The 18,551-nt window shown below is 66.7% G+C and carries 18 protein-coding genes; 12 read left to right on the forward strand and 6 right to left on the reverse strand.

Annotated features, from left to right (window positions below):
- Positions 1-4 precede the first annotated feature (4 nt).
- From sucB to ACIGKQ_RS01095, 5 genes are all read left to right on the forward strand, one after another.
- Positions 5-1,783, forward strand: a complete 1,779-nt coding sequence (gene sucB / locus ACIGKQ_RS01075) for a 2-oxoglutarate dehydrogenase, E2 component, dihydrolipoamide succinyltransferase (protein ID WP_396571979.1) — start codon at positions 5-7, stop codon at positions 1,781-1,783.
- A 6-nt stretch (positions 1,784-1,789) separates the two neighbouring features.
- On the forward strand, positions 1,790-2,674 hold the full coding sequence (locus tag ACIGKQ_RS01080) for a TIGR01777 family oxidoreductase (RefSeq protein ID WP_396571981.1): 885 nt from the start codon (positions 1,790-1,792) through the stop codon (positions 2,672-2,674).
- On the forward strand, positions 2,667-3,392 hold the full coding sequence (lipB, locus tag ACIGKQ_RS01085; RefSeq protein WP_235722756.1) for a lipoyl(octanoyl) transferase LipB: 726 nt from the start codon (positions 2,667-2,669) through the stop codon (positions 3,390-3,392). Before ACIGKQ_RS01080 ends, lipB begins: the two co-directional genes overlap by 8 nt.
- A 2-nt stretch (positions 3,393-3,394) precedes the next feature.
- Positions 3,395-4,453, forward strand: a complete 1,059-nt coding sequence (gene lipA / locus ACIGKQ_RS01090; protein ID WP_396572174.1) for a lipoyl synthase — start codon at positions 3,395-3,397, stop codon at positions 4,451-4,453.
- 134 nt (positions 4,454-4,587) lie between these two features.
- Complete coding sequence (locus tag ACIGKQ_RS01095) at positions 4,588-5,328, forward strand: DUF4191 domain-containing protein (RefSeq protein ID WP_235722755.1); 741 nt, start codon at positions 4,588-4,590, stop codon at positions 5,326-5,328.
- Positions 5,329-5,359: 31 nt separating this feature from the next.
- Here the strand turns inward: ACIGKQ_RS01095 and ACIGKQ_RS01100 are convergent, their stop codons facing one another.
- Complete coding sequence (locus ACIGKQ_RS01100) at positions 5,360-5,701, reverse strand: VOC family protein (protein ID WP_396571983.1); 342 nt, start codon at positions 5,699-5,701, stop codon at positions 5,360-5,362.
- A gap of 55 nt (positions 5,702-5,756) precedes the next feature.
- Between ACIGKQ_RS01100 and ACIGKQ_RS01105 the strand changes: the two genes are divergently transcribed.
- Positions 5,757-6,257 (forward strand): TetR/AcrR family transcriptional regulator, encoded by a 501-nt coding sequence (locus ACIGKQ_RS01105; protein ID WP_396571984.1) that lies wholly within the window; start codon positions 5,757-5,759, stop codon positions 6,255-6,257.
- A gap of 50 nt (positions 6,258-6,307) precedes the next feature.
- On the opposite strand, the gene ACIGKQ_RS01110 is transcribed toward ACIGKQ_RS01105, so the two are convergent.
- Positions 6,308-6,805 carry an RDD family protein gene (locus ACIGKQ_RS01110; protein ID WP_235722751.1) on the reverse strand — a complete coding sequence of 166 codons (498 nt, stop codon included), beginning with the start codon at positions 6,803-6,805 and terminating at the stop codon, positions 6,308-6,310.
- A gap of 346 nt (positions 6,806-7,151) precedes the next feature.
- Here ACIGKQ_RS01110 and glnA (ACIGKQ_RS01115) point away from each other — a divergent pair, with 346 nt between their 5' ends.
- The 4 genes from glnA (ACIGKQ_RS01115) (at position 7,152) to ACIGKQ_RS01130 (ending at position 9,833) form a co-directional block, all read left to right on the forward strand.
- Positions 7,152-8,585 (forward strand): type I glutamate--ammonia ligase, encoded by a 1,434-nt coding sequence (gene glnA / locus ACIGKQ_RS01115; protein ID WP_235722750.1) that lies wholly within the window; start codon positions 7,152-7,154, stop codon positions 8,583-8,585.
- Between the two features lie 155 nt (positions 8,586-8,740).
- Complete coding sequence (locus ACIGKQ_RS01120) at positions 8,741-8,932, forward strand: hypothetical protein (RefSeq protein ID WP_235722748.1); 192 nt, start codon at positions 8,741-8,743, stop codon at positions 8,930-8,932.
- Positions 8,933-8,990: 58 nt separating this feature from the next.
- Positions 8,991-9,293 carry a GlsB/YeaQ/YmgE family stress response membrane protein gene (locus ACIGKQ_RS01125; protein ID WP_396571986.1) on the forward strand — a complete coding sequence of 101 codons (303 nt, stop codon included), beginning with the start codon at positions 8,991-8,993 and terminating at the stop codon, positions 9,291-9,293.
- A gap of 129 nt (positions 9,294-9,422) precedes the next feature.
- Positions 9,423-9,833, forward strand: coding sequence for a hypothetical protein (locus ACIGKQ_RS01130; protein ID WP_396571987.1), 411 nt, complete (start codon positions 9,423-9,425; stop codon positions 9,831-9,833).
- On the opposite strand, the gene ACIGKQ_RS01135 is transcribed toward ACIGKQ_RS01130, so the two are convergent.
- The 4 genes from ACIGKQ_RS01135 to ACIGKQ_RS01150 form a co-directional block, all read right to left on the reverse strand.
- Positions 9,830-10,462, reverse strand: a complete 633-nt coding sequence (locus ACIGKQ_RS01135; protein WP_235722744.1) for a biliverdin-producing heme oxygenase — start codon at positions 10,460-10,462, stop codon at positions 9,830-9,832. The two genes, ACIGKQ_RS01130 and ACIGKQ_RS01135, sit on opposite strands and share 4 nt — an antisense overlap.
- Positions 10,459-13,473, reverse strand: coding sequence for a bifunctional [glutamine synthetase] adenylyltransferase/[glutamine synthetase]-adenylyl-L-tyrosine phosphorylase (locus ACIGKQ_RS01140; RefSeq protein WP_396571989.1), 3,015 nt, complete (start codon positions 13,471-13,473; stop codon positions 10,459-10,461). The genes ACIGKQ_RS01135 and ACIGKQ_RS01140 overlap by 4 nt, the downstream gene beginning before the upstream one ends.
- Positions 13,474-13,522: 49 nt before the next feature.
- On the reverse strand, positions 13,523-14,863 hold the full coding sequence (gene glnA, locus ACIGKQ_RS01145) for a type I glutamate--ammonia ligase (RefSeq protein WP_235722742.1): 1,341 nt from the start codon (positions 14,861-14,863) through the stop codon (positions 13,523-13,525).
- Positions 14,864-14,947: 84 nt separating this feature from the next.
- A complete protein-coding gene (locus ACIGKQ_RS01150) occupies positions 14,948-16,483 on the reverse strand; it encodes an alpha/beta fold hydrolase (protein ID WP_396571992.1) in 1,536 nt (511 codons plus the stop codon).
- Between the two features lie 163 nt (positions 16,484-16,646).
- Here ACIGKQ_RS01150 and panB point away from each other — a divergent pair, with 163 nt between their 5' ends.
- A complete protein-coding gene (gene panB, locus ACIGKQ_RS01155; protein ID WP_396571993.1) occupies positions 16,647-17,510 on the forward strand; it encodes a 3-methyl-2-oxobutanoate hydroxymethyltransferase in 864 nt (287 codons plus the stop codon).
- Between the two features lie 58 nt (positions 17,511-17,568).
- Positions 17,569-18,543, forward strand: coding sequence for a prolyl aminopeptidase (pip, locus tag ACIGKQ_RS01160; RefSeq protein ID WP_396571995.1), 975 nt, complete (start codon positions 17,569-17,571; stop codon positions 18,541-18,543).
- Positions 18,544-18,551 lie beyond the last annotated feature (8 nt).

Here is an 18,551-nt window from a genome sequence, read left to right on the forward strand (position 1 = left end):
AACGATGGCCTTCTCCGTCGAAATGCCCGCCCTGGGTGAAAGCGTCACCGAGGGAACAGTGACCCGGTGGCTGAAGGAGGAGGGCGACACGGTCGAGGCCGACGAACCACTGCTCGAGGTCTCCACCGACAAGGTCGACACCGAGATCCCTGCGCCTACTTCGGGTGTGCTCACCAAGATCATCGCGCAAGAAGATGATGTGGTGGAGGTCGGCGGGGAACTCGCCCTCATCGGCGACGCCGATGAGCAGGCCGGTGACGGCTCGAGCGGTGATGACTCGGCGGGTGGCGACGAGCCGACCGACGCCGGCGAACCCGAGCAGGCCGACGAGGCCCCCTCCACCGAGGCCGAGGCGCCTGCCGAGAAGCCGTCCGCGGAGTCCACCCAGGGCGGCGGGTCGGCCGAGGGCACCGATGTGGTGATGCCCGAACTCGGCGAGTCCGTCACCGAGGGCACCGTCACCAATTGGCTCAAGTCCGTCGGCGACAGCGTGGAGGCCGACGAGCCGCTGCTCGAGGTGTCCACCGACAAGGTCGACACCGAGATCCCCGCGCCGATTGCCGGCACCCTGCTCGAGATCGTCGCTCAGGAAGACGACGTGATCGAGGTCGGCGGGAAGCTCGCAGTGATCGGCGACGCGTCGGCGGCACCGGCTCCGAAGCGCGAACCCGAACCCGAGCCCGCCAAGCCCGAACCCGAACCGGAGCCGGAACCGGAGCCCGCGAAGACCGAGTCGAAGCCGGCCCCCGAGCAGAAGTCAGCCCCGGCCGCCGAAACCGACACCGTCACGGTCGCCAAGGGTGAGCCCGAGACGATGACCTCGACCCCGTATGTCACGCCGCTGGTCCGAAAGCTGGCCGCCGAGAACGACATCGACCTGAACTCGATCAAGGGCACCGGTGTCGGCGGGCGCATCCGTAAGCAGGATGTGCTGGCCGCCGCGGAGTCGGCGAAGGCGCCGGCCCAGCCTCCGGCCGAGCCCGCCGCGGCGACGCCGTCGGCACCCGCCGCGTCGGCCGGATCGTCGCCGGAGATCAAGCCGGAGCTCGCCGAGCTGCGCGGGACCACGCAGAAGATCAACCGCATCCGTCAGATCACCGCGAAGAAGACCCGTGAATCGCTGCAGACCAGCGCGCAGCTGACGCAGGTCTTCGAGGTGGACATGACCAAGATCGTGTCGCTGCGCAAGCAGGCCAAGGAATCCTTCAAGGCCTCCGAGGGTGTGAATCTCACCTTCTTGCCGTTCATCGCCAAGGCCGTCGTCGAGGCGCTCAAGGCGCATCCGAATGTCAACGCGTCGATCGACGAGGACCGCAAGGAGATCACCTACTACGACAAGGTGCATCTCGGCATCGCCGTGGACACCGAGCAGGGGTTGCTGTCGCCGGTCATTCACAACGCCGACGACCTGTCGATCGCCGGGTTGGCCCGCGCCATCGCCGACATCGCGGCCCGCGCCCGCAAGGGCGCCGGCGGCCTGAAGCCCGACGAGTTGGCCGGCGGCACGTTCACCATCACCAACATCGGCAGCCAGGGCGCACTGTTCGACACGCCGATCCTGGTCCCGCCGCAGGCGGCGATGCTCGGCACCGGTGCGATCGTTAAGCGTCCGGTCGTGATCACCGGCGACGACGCCTCGGAGTCGATCGCGGTGCGTTCGATGTCCTACCTGCCGTTGACCTACGATCACCGTCTGATCGACGGCGCCGACGCCGGCCGCTTCCTGACGACGATCAAGAAGCGGCTCGAGCAGGGCGGCTTCGCGGCTGATCTGGGACTCTAGGGCGAGATGCGCATCGCCGTCGCCGGCTCGCAGGGCCTGATCGGCACCGCGGTGGTCGCCGCACTGCGCGAGGCCGGCCACACGGTGGTCCGACTGGTGCGACGCGAGGCACTCGATGACGACGAGTTCAGCTGGGACCCTGAAACTTTCGGGGTCCCAGCGGAGAGTCTCAATGGCGTCGACGCGGTGATCGGCCTCGGCGGTGTCGGGGTCGGTAACCAGCGTTGGAGTGGGCGGTTCAAGCAGGAGTTGCGGGATTCCCGGATCACGCCCACCGAGGTGCTGGCCGAAGCAGTGGCCGCCGCAGGCGTGCCCACCTTTCTCAGCGCTTCGGCGACCGGGTTCTATGGCAACACCGGCAGTCACGTGGCCACCGAGGCCGACGGCGCCGGTGGCGGATTCCTCGCCGGCCTGGTCACCGACTGGGAACACGCGGCGACGGCCAACGCCGGCAGCAGTACCCGCGTGGTGCTGCTGCGGACGGCACCGGTGCTCTCGCGCCAGGGCGGTCTCTTGGGTCGGCTGCGGCCGGTATTCTGGTTCGGCCTCGGCGGTCCGATCGGCAGCGGTGAGCAGTACTTCTCCTGGATCACCTTGCCCGACGAGGTACGCGCGATCGCGTTCCTGCTCGAATCCTCGATCAGCGGTCCGGTGAACCTGTGCGCCCCGGGTGCGCTGCCGTTCGGTGAGTTCGCCTCGGCCGTGGGCCGCTCGATGCATCGTCCGACAGTCCTGAAGGTGCCTGCCTTCGCGGCGAAGGCGGTGGGCGGCGAGATGGCCGAGGAAATGATTCTGTTCAGTCAGCGCGTTGCACCTGACGTGCTCACCGAACATGGATTCTCATTCCGCCATCCCGACATCGACACCGCACTCGGATACGTCAATGCGTGAGGGTTCGATCCGCGCCTCGAGCGATCCGATCGAGGTCCGACTACTCGACGGACTCGTCGACTACCGCACCGCGTACGACCTGCAGCATCAACTGGCCGGTGACCGTGCCGACGGAGTCCTCGACCACGACGTGCTGTTGCTGCTCGAGCACGCCTCGATCTATACCGCGGGCAAACGAACAGAGGACGCCGATCGACCGACCGACGGATCGCCGGTCATCGACGTCGACCGGGGTGGCCGCATCACCTGGCATGGGCCGGGGCAATTGGTCGGCTACCCCATCGTGAAGCTCGCGGAACCCCTCGATGTGGTCGAGTACGTCCGTCGCCTGGAAGAAGCACTGATCACCGTCTGCGCAGATCTCGGTGTCGCGACGACCCGCGTCGAGGGTCGGTCAGGTGTGTGGGTTGTCGACACGCCTGCGAGCGTCACGAAGGCCGACGAACGCAAACTCGGTCAGATCGGCATCCGCGTCGCCCGCGGCGTCGCATTGCACGGCTTCGCACTCAACGTCGACCCCGACATGTCCGCCTTCGACGCGATCGTCCCGTGCGGCATCGCCGACGCCGGCGTCACCTCGCTGGCCCGCGAACTCGGCAGACCCCTGGGACTCGACGCGTTCATAGATCCTGTCGCCGCGGCCATCACCAACGCACTCGACCACGACCATCGCGCCCCGGATGCCCTGAGCACCACGGGCGTAGCATCGGAGCAGTGACTGTGTCCTCATCCACCGACCACACGACCGCCGCCAACGGTTCCTCGGCCACCCCCGAGCCGGCCGGCCGCAAACTGCTCCGCCTCGAGGTGCGCAACGCGCAGACCCCCATCGAGCGCAAGCCGAACTGGATCAAGACCCGCGCAACCATGGGGCCCGAGTACACCGAACTCAAGGGCTTGGTGAAACGCGAAGGCCTGCATACCGTCTGCGAAGAGGCCGGCTGTCCCAACATCTACGAGTGCTGGGAAGACCGCGAGGCCACCTTCCTCATCGGCGGTGAACAGTGCACGCGTCGCTGCGACTTCTGCCAGATCGACACCGGCAAACCCGCCGAACTCGACCGCGACGAACCGCGTCGCGTCGCCGAGAGCGTCCAGGCGATGGGTCTGCGCTACTCCACCATCACCGGTGTCGCCCGCGACGACCTGCCCGACGAGGGCGCGTGGCTCTACGCCGAGACCGTACGGGCCATCCACCGCCTCAACCCGGGCACCGGTGTGGAGAACCTGATCCCCGACTTCCACGCCAAACCCGATCTGCTGGCCGAGGTGTTCGAGGCCCGTCCCGAGGTCCTGGCGCACAACCTGGAGACCGTGCCGCGCATCTTCAAGCGCATCCGACCGGCGTTTCGGTACGAGCGGTCGCTCGACGTGCTCACCCAGGCCCGCGACTTCGGACTGGTCACCAAATCCAACCTGATCCTCGGGATGGGCGAGACGCCAGAAGAGGTGCAGTCGGCCATCGTCGACCTGCACGAGGCCGGTTGCGACATCCTCACCATCACCCAGTACCTGCGCCCCTCGCCGCGGCACCACCCGGTCGAGCGGTGGGTCAAGCCCGAGGAGTTCGTCGACCACTCCGAGTTCGCCACCGAGGTCGGCTTCGCCGGAGTGATGGCCGGACCGCTGGTCCGCTCGTCCTACCGCGCGGGACGGCTCTACGCGCAGGCCATGGCACATCGCGGCCGTGACCTGTCCCCCGCGCTGGCGCACCTCGCCGACGAGGGTTCGGCCAGCCAGGAGGCATCCAGCCTCCTCACCCGCCTCGCCGGCAGGTAACCGGGCTCGACACCGGCCCCTGGGTTCGTCCCTGGGCCATCTCCGCCTCCGCGGCGCGCGTCCGGAGGACCTGCGTACCACGTGCGGAGGAACCCTTGCGAGGGGTGGTGGCGTGGCGCCGTAAACTGGGCTCCATGGCAAAGGCGCAAGACAAAGAGGCGAAAGCCGCGGCGAAGAAGGCTCGGAAGCAGGCGTCGAAGGAACGTCGCCAGCAACTGTGGCAGGCCTTCCAGATGCAGCGGAAGGAAGACAAGCGGCTGATCCCGTACATGGTCGGCCTGTTCGTGCTCATCGTCGCCATTTTCGTCGGGCTCGGCCTGCTGTTCGGTTCGGTGTGGTTGCTGTTGCCCCTCGGTATCGTCCTGGGCCTGCTCGCCGCGTTCATCCTCTTCGGCCGTCGCGTGCAGCGCACCGTCTACACCCGGGCCGAAGGCCAGCCGGGAGCCGCCGGTTGGGCGTTGGGCAACATGCGCGGCCAATGGCGGGTGAAGCAGGCCGTCTCGGGCAACGCCCATCTCGACGCCGTCCATCGGGTCATCGGCAAGCCGGGTGTCATCCTCGTCGGCGAGGGTTCGGCCGCCCGCGTCAAACCCCTGCTCGCCCAAGAGAAGAAGAAGGCCGCGCGGGTCGTCGGCGACACCCCTATCTACGAGATCGTGGTGGGCAACGACGACGGGCAGATCCCGCTGAACAAGCTCGAGCGCCACATCAACAAGCTGCCCAAGAACATCGACGGCAAGCGGATGGAGACCCTCGAGGGTCGGTTGTCGGCGCTGGGCGGACGCAATCCGCAGGGGCCGGGCATGCCCAAGGGCCCGATGCCCGGCAACGCAAAGGTCCGCGGGATGCAGCGCACCGCGCGGCGTAAGGGCTGATCCGCGGGGGCGTGCGGTCACCCACGCGCCGTCACGTGGCCTGTGCCTGATCCAACACGTAGAAGACGAAACCGCCCGGGTCGCTGTAGGCGGCGATCGAACCGTCCGGGATCTCCGACGGCTCGGCGACGACGCCGAGTTCACTCGGCCGGTCGGCGTGAAAAGCGGCGACGCTGTCGACCGCGAACACCGGACCGCTCGGGGCATCCGGGTCGGCTGCGTCCAGCATGATCCCGACATCGGAATCGGGCAGCGCGAGCGTCACAGTCATATCGCCTTCTCGCCACTTCTCGACGAGGCCCAATCCGTCGCGATACAGGCTCAGCGAGGCCTGTAGGTCGCGCGTCGGAGCCAATAAGAATTCCAGCTTCATAGTGCACCCTCTCGACATAATTGGATTATGCAAAGCATAACGGCATTATGGACGCGTGCGTGAGTGGTTTCCGGTATCGACCTCAGCCAAGGGCCGATTGGTGCTGTCTGCGGTCGAACTGTTCGGCGCCCGACCGTATGCAGAGGTCACCGTGGGAGATCTCGCCGGGGCCGCCGACGTCACCACGGGGGCCCTGTATCACCATTTCCAGAACAAGCTCGGCCTCTACCGGGTGGTGCGCACCGATGTCGAGCAACGACTGCTGGACCGCATGACGGGCGCGGCGGCCGGTCGGGACTCGTTCCGGCTACGACAGGCGCTCGTGGTCGGGTTCGACTTCGCCGTCGACAACGAGTTCACGCGCATTCTCGGCGAAGCGGCGCCCTACGCCGAAGAAGACCGCGTGGCGGAGTTCCTGTCCGACATCACGCGTGGCGGAACGAGCACCGGCCGAGTCCTCGCCGCGACGTGGCGGGCCTCGGTCCTGACGGTCACCGACGCCGAGTCGGCGGCGGAGTCGCGCGAGGTGCTCGCGCGCTTGGGCGCGGCCTTCTGACGGGCGGCCGGTGGCCCTTTACGAGGTGGCACCGGCGGCCATCACCTGGCTCAGCGGCTCCGGACCAATGCCGTGCCGGTGGCGCGATCGTGCAGAGCACGCCCGTTGTAGTCGTTGATCAGCGCCGGCACCAGGAACACGATCAGCACCTGCCGACCGAGAGCTCGCAGGATGCCGACCGCGGCAACCGGGACCTCGCCGGTCACCTCCGCCTCGGTCCGATCGGGTCCGTAGTCGACGCGCGCCACCCGAAGGCCGACAGCGAACTGCCCTGGAGTGAAGCCGAACAGCGTCAGCGACACCACTCCCAGCACGAACCACACGAACAACACCGTCGTGCCCAGATTCGGCGAGTCGAACGAGACGAACAGCAGCGAAACCCCACCGGCCAGAATCCAATCCACTCCGAGTCCCAGGGTCCGCAGCCAGCCACCGGCCAGGGACCCGGGTCCCGACTCCGGTAGTCCCAAATCCTGCCCGCGGTAGTCGCCACCGCCGCCCGGACCGATCTGTGGTCCCGACAGCCACGTTCCCGTTGCGCGGCCCATCAGAACCACTCCCCCACACCGGGCGTGGGCGAATGATCGGACGGAGTCGGTACTCGCATGTTCTCCATGGTATCGGCCCGTGTGTGCCGACCTCCCCGACGACCGTTCGCGACGATTCGGGGAGTTGCGTGGTGCGTCGGGGACGGGCATGGCATTGTTGCGATGCGGGACACCCGTGTTGTCGAGGCATCAAGGGCGTGTAACACAGGAGAAACATGCCCTTGACGGCTAGGCAACCTCGCGTCCATACGGTTCCAGCTGAGATCCGGCGCTGCATCTCGTGGTGCGGCGGATTGAGTCGGGCCAGGTCGCTGGCCACCCGAACAAGTTAAGGAGTCACCGCACGGTGTACAGCAGCAAAGAAGAACTACTCGAGGGCATCAAGAAAGAAGGTGTCGAGTACGTCGACATCCGCTTCTGCGACCTGCCCGGTGTGATGCAGCACTTCTCGATCCCGGCCTCGGCGTTCACCGAGGACGTGTTCGAGGACGGCCTCGCCTTCGACGGCTCGTCGGTTCGCGGCTTCCAGTCGATCGACGAGTCGGACATGATGCTGCTACCCGACCCGGCCACTGCGCGGATCGATCCGTTCCGCAAGGCCAAGACGATGAACATCAGCTTCTTCGTCCACGACCCCTTCACCCGTGAGGCCTACAGCCGCGACCCGCGCAACGTCGCCCGCAAGGCCGAGGACTACCTGGCCTCCACCGGCATCGCCGACACCTGCTTCTTCGGCGCCGAGGCCGAGTTCTACATCTTCGACGGCGTCTCCTTCGGATCGGAGATGAACGGCACCTTCTACGAGGTCGAGTCGGAATCGGGCTGGTGGAACACCGCCTCGCCGACCGACCCGGACGGCAGCCCGAACCTCGGCTACAAGGTCCGCCCGAAGGGTGGCTACTTCCCGGTCGCGCCGTACGACCACTACGTGGATCTGCGCGACGAGATGTCGACCAACCTGCAGAACGCCGGTTTCGAGCTCGAACGCGGCCACCACGAGGTCGGCACCGGCGGCCAGGCGGAGATCAACTACAAGTTCAACACCCTGCTGCACGCGGCCGACGACGTGTTGCTGTTCAAGTACATCATCAAGAACACCGCGTACGCGAACGGCAAGACCGTCACCTTCATGCCGAAGCCGCTCTTCGGCGACAACGGCTCGGGCATGCACGCCCACCAGTCGCTGTGGAAGGACGGCAAGCCGCTGTTCCACGACGAGGCCGGCTACGCGGGTCTGTCGGATCTGGCGCGCTACTACATCGGCGGCATCCTGCACCACGCGCCGTCGCTGCTGGCCTTCACCAACCCGACGGTGAACTCCTACAAGCGCCTGGTCCCGGGTTACGAAGCCCCGATCAACCTGGTCTACAGCCAGCGCAACCGCAGCGCCTGCGTGCGTATCCCGATCACCGGCAACAACCCGAAGGCCAAGCGCCTCGAGTTCCGCTGCCCGGACAGCTCGGGCAACCCGTACCTGGCGTTCGCGGCGATGATGATGGCCGGTCTCGACGGCATCAAGAACAAGATCGAGCCGCACGAGCCGGTCGACAAGGACCTCTACGAGCTCCCGCCAGAGGAGGCCAAGAGCATCCCACAGGCGCCGACCTCGCTGTCCGCGGTCATCGACAAGCTCGAAGAGGATCACGAATACCTCACCGCCGGTGGCGTGTTCACCGAGGACCTGATCGAGACCTGGATCGCGCTCAAGCGTGAGAACGAGATCGAGCCGGTGCAGATCCGTCCCCATCCGTACGAGTTCTCGCTCTACTACGACTGCTGAGCGCAGCACCTGCGCAGCACGCCTGACGCGAAGGGCGGCCGGGATATCACCCGGCCGCCCTTCGCCGTCTGCGCAGCTCAACATTCGCGTGATTGACGTCACGTTAAGGCCTTTGTACCCTGCCGTTTCACTCCGATTCGATTTAAGTTGAGGACATGAGCCGCACCAGATTCGTCGAAGACCTCACTCCGGGCGACCGCATCAGCGTCAACGGCATCCGAGCCGTCGTCCGCACGCCCGCGACCCGGACCGCCACCGATCAGCTCCTGCTGGAGCTCGTCACCAGCTCCGACGACGACCGCAGCGAGATCCTGCTCGACTCCGGCGCCAAAGTCGAAATCTTGTAGTCACCGAATATCGGTGTCGCCGTGACCCGGCGCGATTAGTCTGCGTTCAGGAGGTGTCATGGACATCGGGAGTCTGATCGCAGCGCTGCTACTCGGTTTCGTGTGTGGAGCCATCGCCCGCGCGTTGGTCCCCAACGACGCATTCAAGGCGATGAGCGGATGGAAGTCCTGGGCGGCTTCAACCGTCTTGGGTCTACTGGGCGCACTGCTGGGTTATTGGATCTTCACCGGCCTGCTGGGCATCGGCGATGACGACAAGTTCGACTGGGGCGGCATCATCGGTGCCCTGATCGGCTCGGTCATCGTCGTCGCGGTCGGTTCGGCAATCCTCAAGCGCACCGGCACCGGTCGTCGCGTCTGATCGTGACCTGATTCACCGGTCGAGCCGCCCGGCCCGATCGTTGCGCGTCGGCGTCGTTCTGGCGACGACACGGTCGAGCAGGCCGGCGAATGCTGCAGGTGCCAGGCCTGCGGACACTAGGATGACGTCATGATCCGCATTCTGGTGCGCACGCTCACCTATCTCATCTCCGCGGCGATCGGGTTGCTCGTCGCGACCTGGATCCTCGACGACATGACCGTCCACTTCGCGGGGTTCCTCATCACCCTGGCGGTTTTCGCCGCCGCACAGTTGATCCTGAGCCCGTTCATCACCAAGTTCGTCCACCGCAACGCCGAGGCGTTCATGGGCGGAGTGGGTCTGGTCTCCACCTTTGTGGCATTGCTGTTGGCGACGCTGCTGGGCGGCAACGGGATAGAGATCAGCGGCGTCGAAACCTGGATCGCCGCAACCGTCATCGTCTGGCTGGTGACCGCCGCCGCGACCCTGGTGGTCCCCTACCTGCTGGTGAAGGCAGGGATCACCAGCGCTCGGGAGAACCGGGCGGATTCCACGAATTAGTGTCCCGCCAGCTCGGCGAACATCTGTTCGTTGTGCTCGAACGCCCGGACCGCCTCATCGAGGAGGATGCGCACCTGGTGGTCGTCGAGCGGTAGGCCATCCAGGGTGTCCCGGTACGTGTCTTTGTAGCGCTTGAGCTTGTCGATCTCGTCGAAAACGTAGAAGCTCAGCGCGTCGTCGGTCAGCCCGTAGTGCAATTTCATCCGACTGCGGATCACCTGTCCGCCACTGAGATCACCGAGGTACCGGGTGTAGTGGTGGGCGACGAATCGGACCGGATCGGTGCGAGTCCGCTCGATCGCAGCCACATACGCGGTCACCCCGGGCAACGGAGTGATCGTGGTCGGGTCCACGCCGAGTGCCGCCAAGTCGGCCGTCAGGCGCGGCAGCCGGCGCAACCGCTCGTCGACCACCGCTCCGGCGACCTCGTCGCCGGAGAGTTCGTCACCGACCGATTCCAATGCGCGATAGATGAAATAGAGCTGCACCGCCATCCGTAGGTACCCGGCGGCGTCGAGACGTCCCGACATCAGATCGTCGACGAAATGCGCTCGTTCGGCGCGATCGTGGGCCACCGCGGTTGCTGAACGCAGACCCACGGACACCGACTGTGCGTTGTGCCCGCTCATGCGCCGAACACCTTGCGCACCACGACCTTCGCTCTACGCGTCACCCGCAGGTAATGCTCAAGGAACTCCGCGGCCTGGTCTTCGGGCCACCCCGCGGCGTAGGCAACCGCACGCAGCTGGCTGCCGGGGGCCGGCAATTGATCGACCGGTTTGCCCCGTACCAGCACCAGCGCATTGCGCGCCTGGGTGGCCGTGAGCCACGCTTCCTTCAACTGCGCCACGTCGTTCTCGCCGAGCAGTTCCACCGCCCCAATGGCGTCCAACGATTGCAGGGTGGACGTGTTGTGCAGCGACATGTAGCGATGCGCGTGACGCAACTGCAGGAGCTGGACCGTCCATTCGACGTCGGCCAGGCCGCCTCGACCCAGTTTGGTGTGCGTCGCCGGGTCGGCACCGCGCGGGAGCCGTTCGGCGTCCACGCGCGCCTTGATCCGGCGGATCTCCTTCACCGCATCCGCCGACACCCCACCCTCGGGGTAGCGGATACGGTCGGCCATGTGCAGGAAGTCGACACCGAGCTGATCGTCGCCGGCAACCTGATGCGCCCGGAGCAGCGCCTGGATCTCCCAGGGTTGTGCCCACTGGTCGTAATACGCCGCATACGCCGCGAGCGTCCGCACCACCGGCCCGTTACGACCCTCCGGACGCAACCCGGTGTCGACCTCGAGCGGCGGGTCCTCACTGGGCGACCCCAGCATCGATCGGACCTTCTCCGCGATCGTCTGCGCCCATCGCACTGCGGCCGACTCATCGGCGTTCGGTTGCGGCTGGCAGACGAACAGAACATCGGCGTCGGACCCGTAGCCCAGCTCTCCCCCGCCGAGCCGGCCCATACCGATCACCGCGATCCGCGCGGGCGCGGGTTCACCGCGGTCGCGTTCGGACTGCGCGATCGCCACGCTCAGTGCCGCGTTCAGCACCGCCGCCCACACACTCGACAGGGCCGCGCACACCGCCGGCACATCCATCAGTCCCAGGATGTCGGCTGAGGCGATCCGCGCGAGTTCGAACCGTCGATGCGAACGAGCCACCGCCACCGCACGTTTCAGGTCGATTTGCCGCACCGTCGACGCGATCAGCCCCTTGGCGACGTCTTCTGGTCGCACGTCGCACAGTTTGGGTCCGTTGGCGCCGTCGGAATAGAGGTGGATGACCTCCGGCGAACGCATCAGCAGGTTCGCGATGTACTCCGAGGTGCCCAGGACGTGCATCAACCGCTCGGCGACCACACCGTCGTCGCGCAGCAGGCGGATGAACCATTCGGCGTCGTCCATCACGTCGCACAGCCGCCGATAGTTCAGCAGGCCGGCATCGGGATCGGGGGTGTTGCCGATCCACTCCAGCAACGACGGCAGGATGAGCAGTTGGATCTGGCCCCGTCGCCCGGGCGACGACGCCAGCGCGCGGATGTGACTCAGTGCGCGTTCGGGTTTCGCGTAGCCGAGGGCGGACAGCCGACGCTCAGCCGACTTGTCGGACAACGTCAGTTCGTCGGTGTTGAACCGGGTGGCCGCCTCCAACAGCGGACGGTAAAAGAGCTTCTCGTGCAAGCGACGGATACGGGCCTTCTGCCGGGTCAGTTCCTCGCGCAACACGGTGGTGGCGTCTTTGTCACCTTCTGGGCGGATGTGCGCCGCCCGCGCCAGCCACCGCATGTTGCCGGTGTCCTCGAAGGCGGGCAACAGGTGTGTCCGCGACAGGCGTTGCAGTTGGAGACGATGTTCGAGGGCACGCATGAACTGATAGGACGCATTGAGATTGGCGCCGTCGTCACGACCGACGTAGCCGCCGGCGGTGAGGGCGGTCAGCGCGTCCACGGTGGCCTTCTCGCGGATGTCCTCGTCGACACGTCCGTGCACCATCTGCAGCAACTGCACCGCGAACTCGACGTCGCGGAGACTGCCGCTGCCGAGTTTGAGGTTGCGTTCACGCAATTCCTCGGGCACCAGCGATTCGACGCGCCGTCGCATCGCCTGCACCTCCGGAACGAAATCCTCCCGTTCGGCAGCCGTCCACACCATCGGGTTGACGGCGTCGACGTAGTCGGCGGCGAGCTGCATGTCGCCGGTCATGGCGCGCGCCTTCAACAGCGCCTGGAACTCCCAGGTCTTCGCCCATCGTCGGTAGTAGGCGACATGGGATTCCAGCGTGCGGGTCAACGCGCCCGCCTTGCCCTCGGGTCGCAGCGCCGCGTCCACGTCGAAGAACGCCAACGACCCGACGCGCATCATCTCGCCGGCGATCCGGGCGGCCACGCCGTCGGCCGGTTCGCTGACGAAAACCACGTCGACATCGCTGACGTAGTTGAGCTCACGCGCACCGCATTTGCCCATTGCGATCACGGCGAGCCGTACCGGCAGCGGGTTGTCGCCGCACACCTCGGCAATCGCGACGGCGAGCGCAGCCGTCAAGGCCGCGTCAGCGGCGTCGGCGAGAAATCCGCCGACCTCGGGCAGATAGTGAACCGGTTCGTCTTCGACTGTGGGCGCCAGATCGTGCGCGGCCAGCTCCAGCAGCAGATTCCGATACGCGATCCGCAGAGCGACCACAGCTTTGGGTCCGGTGACCGCCGCGCGATAGAGCTTGTTGCCCTGCTCCACCTCGCCGGGTTCGGCCCTGGCGTCGACCGATGCCAGCATCCGGGTATAGATCTCGTCGAGGGTGGGTAGCGTCGACGACGTCAGCAACCGCCAGCTCGCCGGTTCGGCGACGAGGTGATCGCCGAAGGCATCGGACGCCCCGAGCACCGCGAACAGGCGTCCCCGGAAGCCACGGTCGTCACGGATCAGCCGGTCGATCTCCGACCACTCGTCGGCGGAGACCACGCCTTTGATCCGCATCAACGCACGCAACGCCAGATCCGCGTCCGCCGCGCGCGACAGGGCCCAGAGCACGTCGACCGATTCGTCGTTGTTCCAACCCAACTCCGAGAGGTGGCCCGGAGCGGTGTCCTCGAGCAGCCCCAGCCGTCCCGCGCTGGGCAGGCGGCCTCGTCCACGAAGTGAAGTCACAACCCAAAACTAGCGGGCGGAGCCGACCACCTCTCACTCAGGTGGCGGGTCAGAGAGGCAGGTAGCTCTTGAGTTCGTAGGGGGTGACCAGGCTGCGATAGTTGGCCCATTCGGTCCACTTGTTACGCAGGAAGTAGTCGAAGACGTGCTCCCCGAGCGCCTCGGCGACCAGCTCGGATTTCTCCATCTCGGTCAGCGCGTCGGCGAGGCTGCCGGGAAGTTCCCGGTAGCCCATCGCCCGGCGTTCACCTGGGGTGAGCGCCCACACGTCGTCCTCGGCCTCGTCGGGCAGTTCGTAGCCTTCCTCGATGCCCTTGAGACCGGCCGCCAGCAGCACGGCGAACGTCAGGTACGGATTGCAGGCCGAATCCGGGCTGCGGACCTCGATTCGGCGCGAGGATGCCTTGTTCGGCGTGTAGAGCGGTAGCCGGACCAGCGCGGACCGGTTCGCGCCACCCCAGGTGGCCGCCGTCGGCGCCTCCCCGCCGTGAATGAGCCGCTTGTAAGAGTTCACCCACTGGTTGGTGACCGCGGACAGTTCACTGGCGTGGTGCAGGATGCCTGCGATGAACTTCTTTCCGGTCGCCGACAACTGCATCGGGTCGTCGGGGTTGTGGAATGCGTTCGAGTCGCCCTCGAACAGGCTCATGTGGGTGTGCATTGCCGAGCCGGGGTGCTCGCTGAACGGTTTGGGCATGAACGTGGCCCAGACGCCCTCTTCGATCGCGACCTCTTTGATCACGTACCGGAAGGTCATGACGTTGTCGGCCATCGACAGCGCGTCGGCGTAGCGCAGGTCGATCTCCTGCTGGCCGGGTGCGCCTTCGTGGTGGGAGAACTCCACCGAGATCCCCATCGACTCGAGCGCCTCGATCGCGTGCCGCCGGAAGTTGGGCGCCGCGTCGTGCACGGCCTGATCGAAGTAGCCGCCGGTGTCGGCCGGTGTGGGCACGCTGCCGTCGAGCGGGGCGTCCTTGAGAAGGAAGAACTCGATCTCCGGGTGCACATAACAGCTGAATCCCTGGTCGGCCGCCTTGTTCAGCTGGCGGCGCAGCACATGCCGGGAATCGGCCCAACTCGGCGTGCCGTCGGGCATCGCGATGTCACAGAACATCCGGGCCGAGTGGTGGCGGCCCGCCGACGTGGTCCACGGCAGGATCTGGAACGTCGATGGATCCGGCTTGGCAACCGTGTCCGCCTCGGAGACGCGGGAGAACCCCTCGATGGCCGAACCGTCGAACCCGATACCCTCTGCGAAGGCTCCTTCGAGTTCGGCCGGCGCGATCGCCACCGATTTGAGATAGCCGAGTACGTCGGTGAACCACAGCCTGACGAATCGGATATCGCGCTCTTCGAGGGTCCGCAGCACGAATTCCTTTTGGCGATCCATGTCCGGGACATTAGAAGTACGCTGTTAAATCTGTGTTACACGCGCAAGTCAAACCCGACACGCTGGGCTTTTTCAGATGCCATCTCAACATGTGAGACTTCGTGACGAGTTGATGGGATCAGCCAGATAGCTGTCGACCGCCTCGTCGACGCAGCGGTCACCGACGAAGACCGCCGTGTGGTCGGCGCCGACCACGGTGACCGTCTGCGCCCCGATCCTGTTGGCCACCGACATCGCCGTCCGATACGGCGTCGCCGGGTCCCCGGTCGAAGCGACGACGAGAGGAGTCGGCGCCGTCGCCGGCCAGGCCACGCTCGCCGGATCGGCGCCAGGCTCCGCCGGCGACCGGGCCGGTGGAGGCAGAAGTTCGCAGATACTCACCGGGCCCCGACCGGTGCCACGTCCGTCGTCGAGGAACGGCGCGGCGATCCTTATCCGCCGGTCCAGCTCGCCGGGGTCGGCTCCCGCGTCGAGCGGCGGTTCGTCGGCGCAGCTGATCGCCAGGAACGCATCCTGCATCGGACCGTAGCGACCATCGTGGCCGCGTCCCTCGTACGCATCGGCCAACTGCACCATCGGAGTGCCGTCGGCGCGCTCGAGCGAGCCGAGCGCGCGACGCAGATCGCCCCACCGGGACCGCTGGTACAGCGCGAAGATGGTGCCCGACTCCGCATCCCCGGCGGTCAGTGATCGATCACCGGCGGGTACGGGCCTGGTGACCAAGGGCCCGACGAGGCCGCGGTAGACCTCGACCGCGCGACCGGCCCCATCACCCAGCGGACACCCCGCCCAGGCCACGCAGTCGGCGGCGAATGCGTCGAACGCAGCCTGGAAGCCGGCCATCTGCTCGACCGTCGCATCGTCCGGGTCCTGCGTGGGATCCACCACCCCGTCGAGGACCATCGCGTGCAGGCGGTCCGGATACTGCTGCGCGTAGGCGAAACCGAGACGGGTGCCGTAGGAGTGACCGAGAAACGAGATCTCCTCGACGCCGAGCAGTTGGCGGACACGGTCGAGGTCCGCTGCCACGAAGTCGGTGCCGACCCGCGTGAGGAAGTGCTCGCCGATCCGATCGGCGCATCGTTGAGCGATGCTGCGCCGGTAGGACTCGATGCGTCGCACACCGGTGGTCGACCGGTCACCGAAGTCCATCGCTCGTTCGGCGTCACGCTCGGCATCGGTGCGACACCGCAGCGACGGCCGCGAGGCGCCCACCCCGCGCGCATCGACCGCCACGAGATCATGGGTGGCGGCGATCGGTTGCGATGCCAGCGCCGCCGCCGCGCCGACGAGATGGCCGACGCCCGACGCCCCCGGGCCGCCCGGGTCGATGACCGCCGTGCCGTTGCTCGGGCCCGCAGCAGAGATCCGCGCAACGGCGAGATCGACGTTCCCCCGACCCGTGTCGGTTGGGTCGAGCGGAACCTCGACCCAACCGCACGACACACGCCCGGCGAGCATGCCGGGTACCGCGCCGGCGGCCACTGCGAACTCCGGACCACAGGGCCGCCAGTCGATCTCGGCGTCCGCCGGGATCACGCGACAGCCACTGACGACCGTCACCAGCACCAGCAGGACGAGCAATCCGGCGCGTCGAGGTAGCGTCCCGGAACTCGCCATGGCACAGATCGTACGGTCACCGCTCGCCGCAACCATTCGCCGGATGTGAGAAAAACCACAGGTCACCGGCATGTATCGGGGCACTCCCCGGTGCCACAATGGCAGTGTCCAACCCCAACCCGGGTACCTGCACGGCAGGACTCGAGGCAGAAAAGAGACAACGATGTCCGAATCTTCGGTCTATGGCGCCACGGGCCCCGCTGCGGGCGATTCGTCCGCCTCGGCCCCCCGTCGCCGCACCACTCGCGTTCACCATCTCGGCCAGATGAAGGCTGACGGCGAGAAGTGGTCGATGCTGACCTGCTACGACTACTCGACGGCCCGCATTTTCGACGCCGCCGAGATCCCGGTGCTACTCGTCGGTGACTCCGCGGCCAATGTGGTTCTGGGCTACGACACCACGATCCCGGTGACCGTCGATGAACTCATCCCGCTGATCCGCGCCGTGGTTCGCGGCGCGCCGCATGCCCTGGTCGTCGCCGACCTGCCGTTCGGCAGCTATGAGGCCGGCCCGCAGCAGGCGCTGGAGTCCGCGGTGAAGGTGTTCAAGGAGACCGGCGCGCACGCGATCAAGCTCGAAGGTGGTGAGCGGGTGGCCGATCAGATCACCACGCTGACCGCGGCCGGGATTCCCGTGATGGCGCATATCGGTTTCACTCCGCAGAGCGTGAACGGGCTCGGCGGCTACCGCGTCCAGGGACGGGGCGACGCCGGCGATCAACTCGTCGCCGATGCCATCGCAGTCCAGGAAGCCGGCGCGTTCGCCGTCGTGATGGAGATGGTGCCCGCCGACCTCGCGGGACAGATCACCCGCAAACTCACCATCCCGACCGTCGGGATCGGCGCGGGCAACGAGACCGACGCGCAGGTGCTGGTCTGGCAGGACATGGCCGGCCTGACGCACGGCAAGACGGCGAAATTCGTCAAACGGTTCGCCGACGTCGGGTCGGAGTTGCGCTCTGCGGCAGAGCAGTACGCCGACGAGGTGCGTCGCGGAGCGTTCCCCGCACCCGAGCACAGCTACTGAGGCGCCCCTCGCGCAGGAACGGGTGAGCCGGTTCTCGACCACGCTCTAGGCTTACCCCATGCGCGATTTTTATCCGCCGATCGAACCGCACGACCACGGCCATCTCGACGTCGGTGACGGTCAGCAGGTCTATTGGGAGGTCTCGGGCCGTGCCGACGGCAAGCCGGTGGTGTTCGTGCACGGTGGTCCGGGTGGCGGCACGTCGCCCGAGCAGCGGCGGTTCTTCGATCCGACGCGCTACCGAATCGTCCTGTTCGATCAGCGTGGGTGTGGTCGGTCGCGGCCGCACATCGCCGACGGTGCCGACCTGTCGGTCAACACCACCGGCCACCTCATCGCCGACATGGAACGGCTGCGCGAACATCTGCAGATCGACCGGTGGCAGGTGTTCGGGGGGTCCTGGGGGTCCACGCTCGGTCTCGCCTACGCGCAGGCTCACCCCGATCGCGTCAGTGAACTCGTGCTGCGCGGAATCTTTCTGCTGCGCCGCAGTGAGATCGACTGGTACTACAACGGTGGAGCCGCGCACATCTATCCCGACCTGTGGGAGTCCTACCTGGCCCCGATCCCGGCAGCCGAGCGCGACGGCGACCTGGTCGCGGCCTACCACCGGTTGCTCACCTCCACCGACCGGGACCTCGCGCAGGCCGCGGCGACCGCGTGGACGGGCTGGGAGCAGGCCACCAGCTATCTGCTGCCGAAAAAGCCCCAGGACAATTCCGGGATGGCCGCCGGCGACCCGCGTTTCGACCTGGCCTTCGCCGCGATCGAGAATCACTACTTCGTCAATCACGGTTTCCTGCGTGAGGGCCAATTGCTCGCCGACATCGACCGCATCGCGCACATTCCCGGGGTCATCGTGCAGGGCCGCTACGACGTCGTCTGCCCCACCCGCAGCGCGTGGGATCTACACCGCGCCTGGACGTCCGCGACGTTGCACATCGTCGACGACGCCGGTCACGCCTCCTTCGAACCGGGTATCAAGCACCACTTGATCACTGCTACCGACGACTTCGCGAATCGGTCGCGGTGACGATGTCC

Source organism: Gordonia sp. NPDC062954 (genome assembly GCF_044543825.1).
Lineage (GTDB): Bacteria > Actinomycetota > Actinomycetes > Mycobacteriales > Mycobacteriaceae > Gordonia > Gordonia tangerina.

What these genes read in the sequence shown, in the direction of transcription:
- lipB (WP_235722756.1), top strand. Translation starts at nt 2,667, where the DNA reads ATGCGTGAGGGTTCGATCCGCGCCTCGAGCGATCCGATCGAGGTCCGA.
- ACIGKQ_RS01120 (WP_235722748.1), top strand. Translation starts at nt 8,741, where the DNA reads ATGAGCCGCACCAGATTCGTCGAAGACCTCACTCCGGGCGACCGCATC.
- ACIGKQ_RS01100 (WP_396571983.1), bottom strand. Translation starts at nt 5,701, where the DNA reads ATGAAGCTGGAATTCTTATTGGCTCCGACGCGCGACCTACAGGCCTCG.
- pip (WP_396571995.1), top strand. Translation starts at nt 17,569, where the DNA reads ATGCGCGATTTTTATCCGCCGATCGAACCGCACGACCACGGCCATCTC.
- ACIGKQ_RS01135 (WP_235722744.1), bottom strand. Translation starts at nt 10,462, where the DNA reads ATGAGCGGGCACAACGCACAGTCGGTGTCCGTGGGTCTGCGTTCAGCA.
- ACIGKQ_RS01150 (WP_396571992.1), bottom strand. Translation starts at nt 16,483, where the DNA reads ATGGCGAGTTCCGGGACGCTACCTCGACGCGCCGGATTGCTCGTCCTG.
- ACIGKQ_RS01110 (WP_235722751.1), bottom strand. Translation starts at nt 6,805, where the DNA reads ATGGGCCGCGCAACGGGAACGTGGCTGTCGGGACCACAGATCGGTCCG.
- ACIGKQ_RS01080 (WP_396571981.1), top strand. Translation starts at nt 1,790, where the DNA reads ATGCGCATCGCCGTCGCCGGCTCGCAGGGCCTGATCGGCACCGCGGTG.
- sucB (WP_396571979.1), top strand. Translation starts at nt 5, where the DNA reads ATGGCCTTCTCCGTCGAAATGCCCGCCCTGGGTGAAAGCGTCACCGAG.
- ACIGKQ_RS01095 (WP_235722755.1), top strand. Translation starts at nt 4,588, where the DNA reads ATGGCAAAGGCGCAAGACAAAGAGGCGAAAGCCGCGGCGAAGAAGGCT.
- ACIGKQ_RS01130 (WP_396571987.1), top strand. Translation starts at nt 9,423, where the DNA reads ATGATCCGCATTCTGGTGCGCACGCTCACCTATCTCATCTCCGCGGCG.
- glnA (WP_235722742.1), bottom strand. Translation starts at nt 14,863, where the DNA reads ATGGATCGCCAAAAGGAATTCGTGCTGCGGACCCTCGAAGAGCGCGAT.
- ACIGKQ_RS01125 (WP_396571986.1), top strand. Translation starts at nt 8,991, where the DNA reads ATGGACATCGGGAGTCTGATCGCAGCGCTGCTACTCGGTTTCGTGTGT.
- panB (WP_396571993.1), top strand. Translation starts at nt 16,647, where the DNA reads ATGTCCGAATCTTCGGTCTATGGCGCCACGGGCCCCGCTGCGGGCGAT.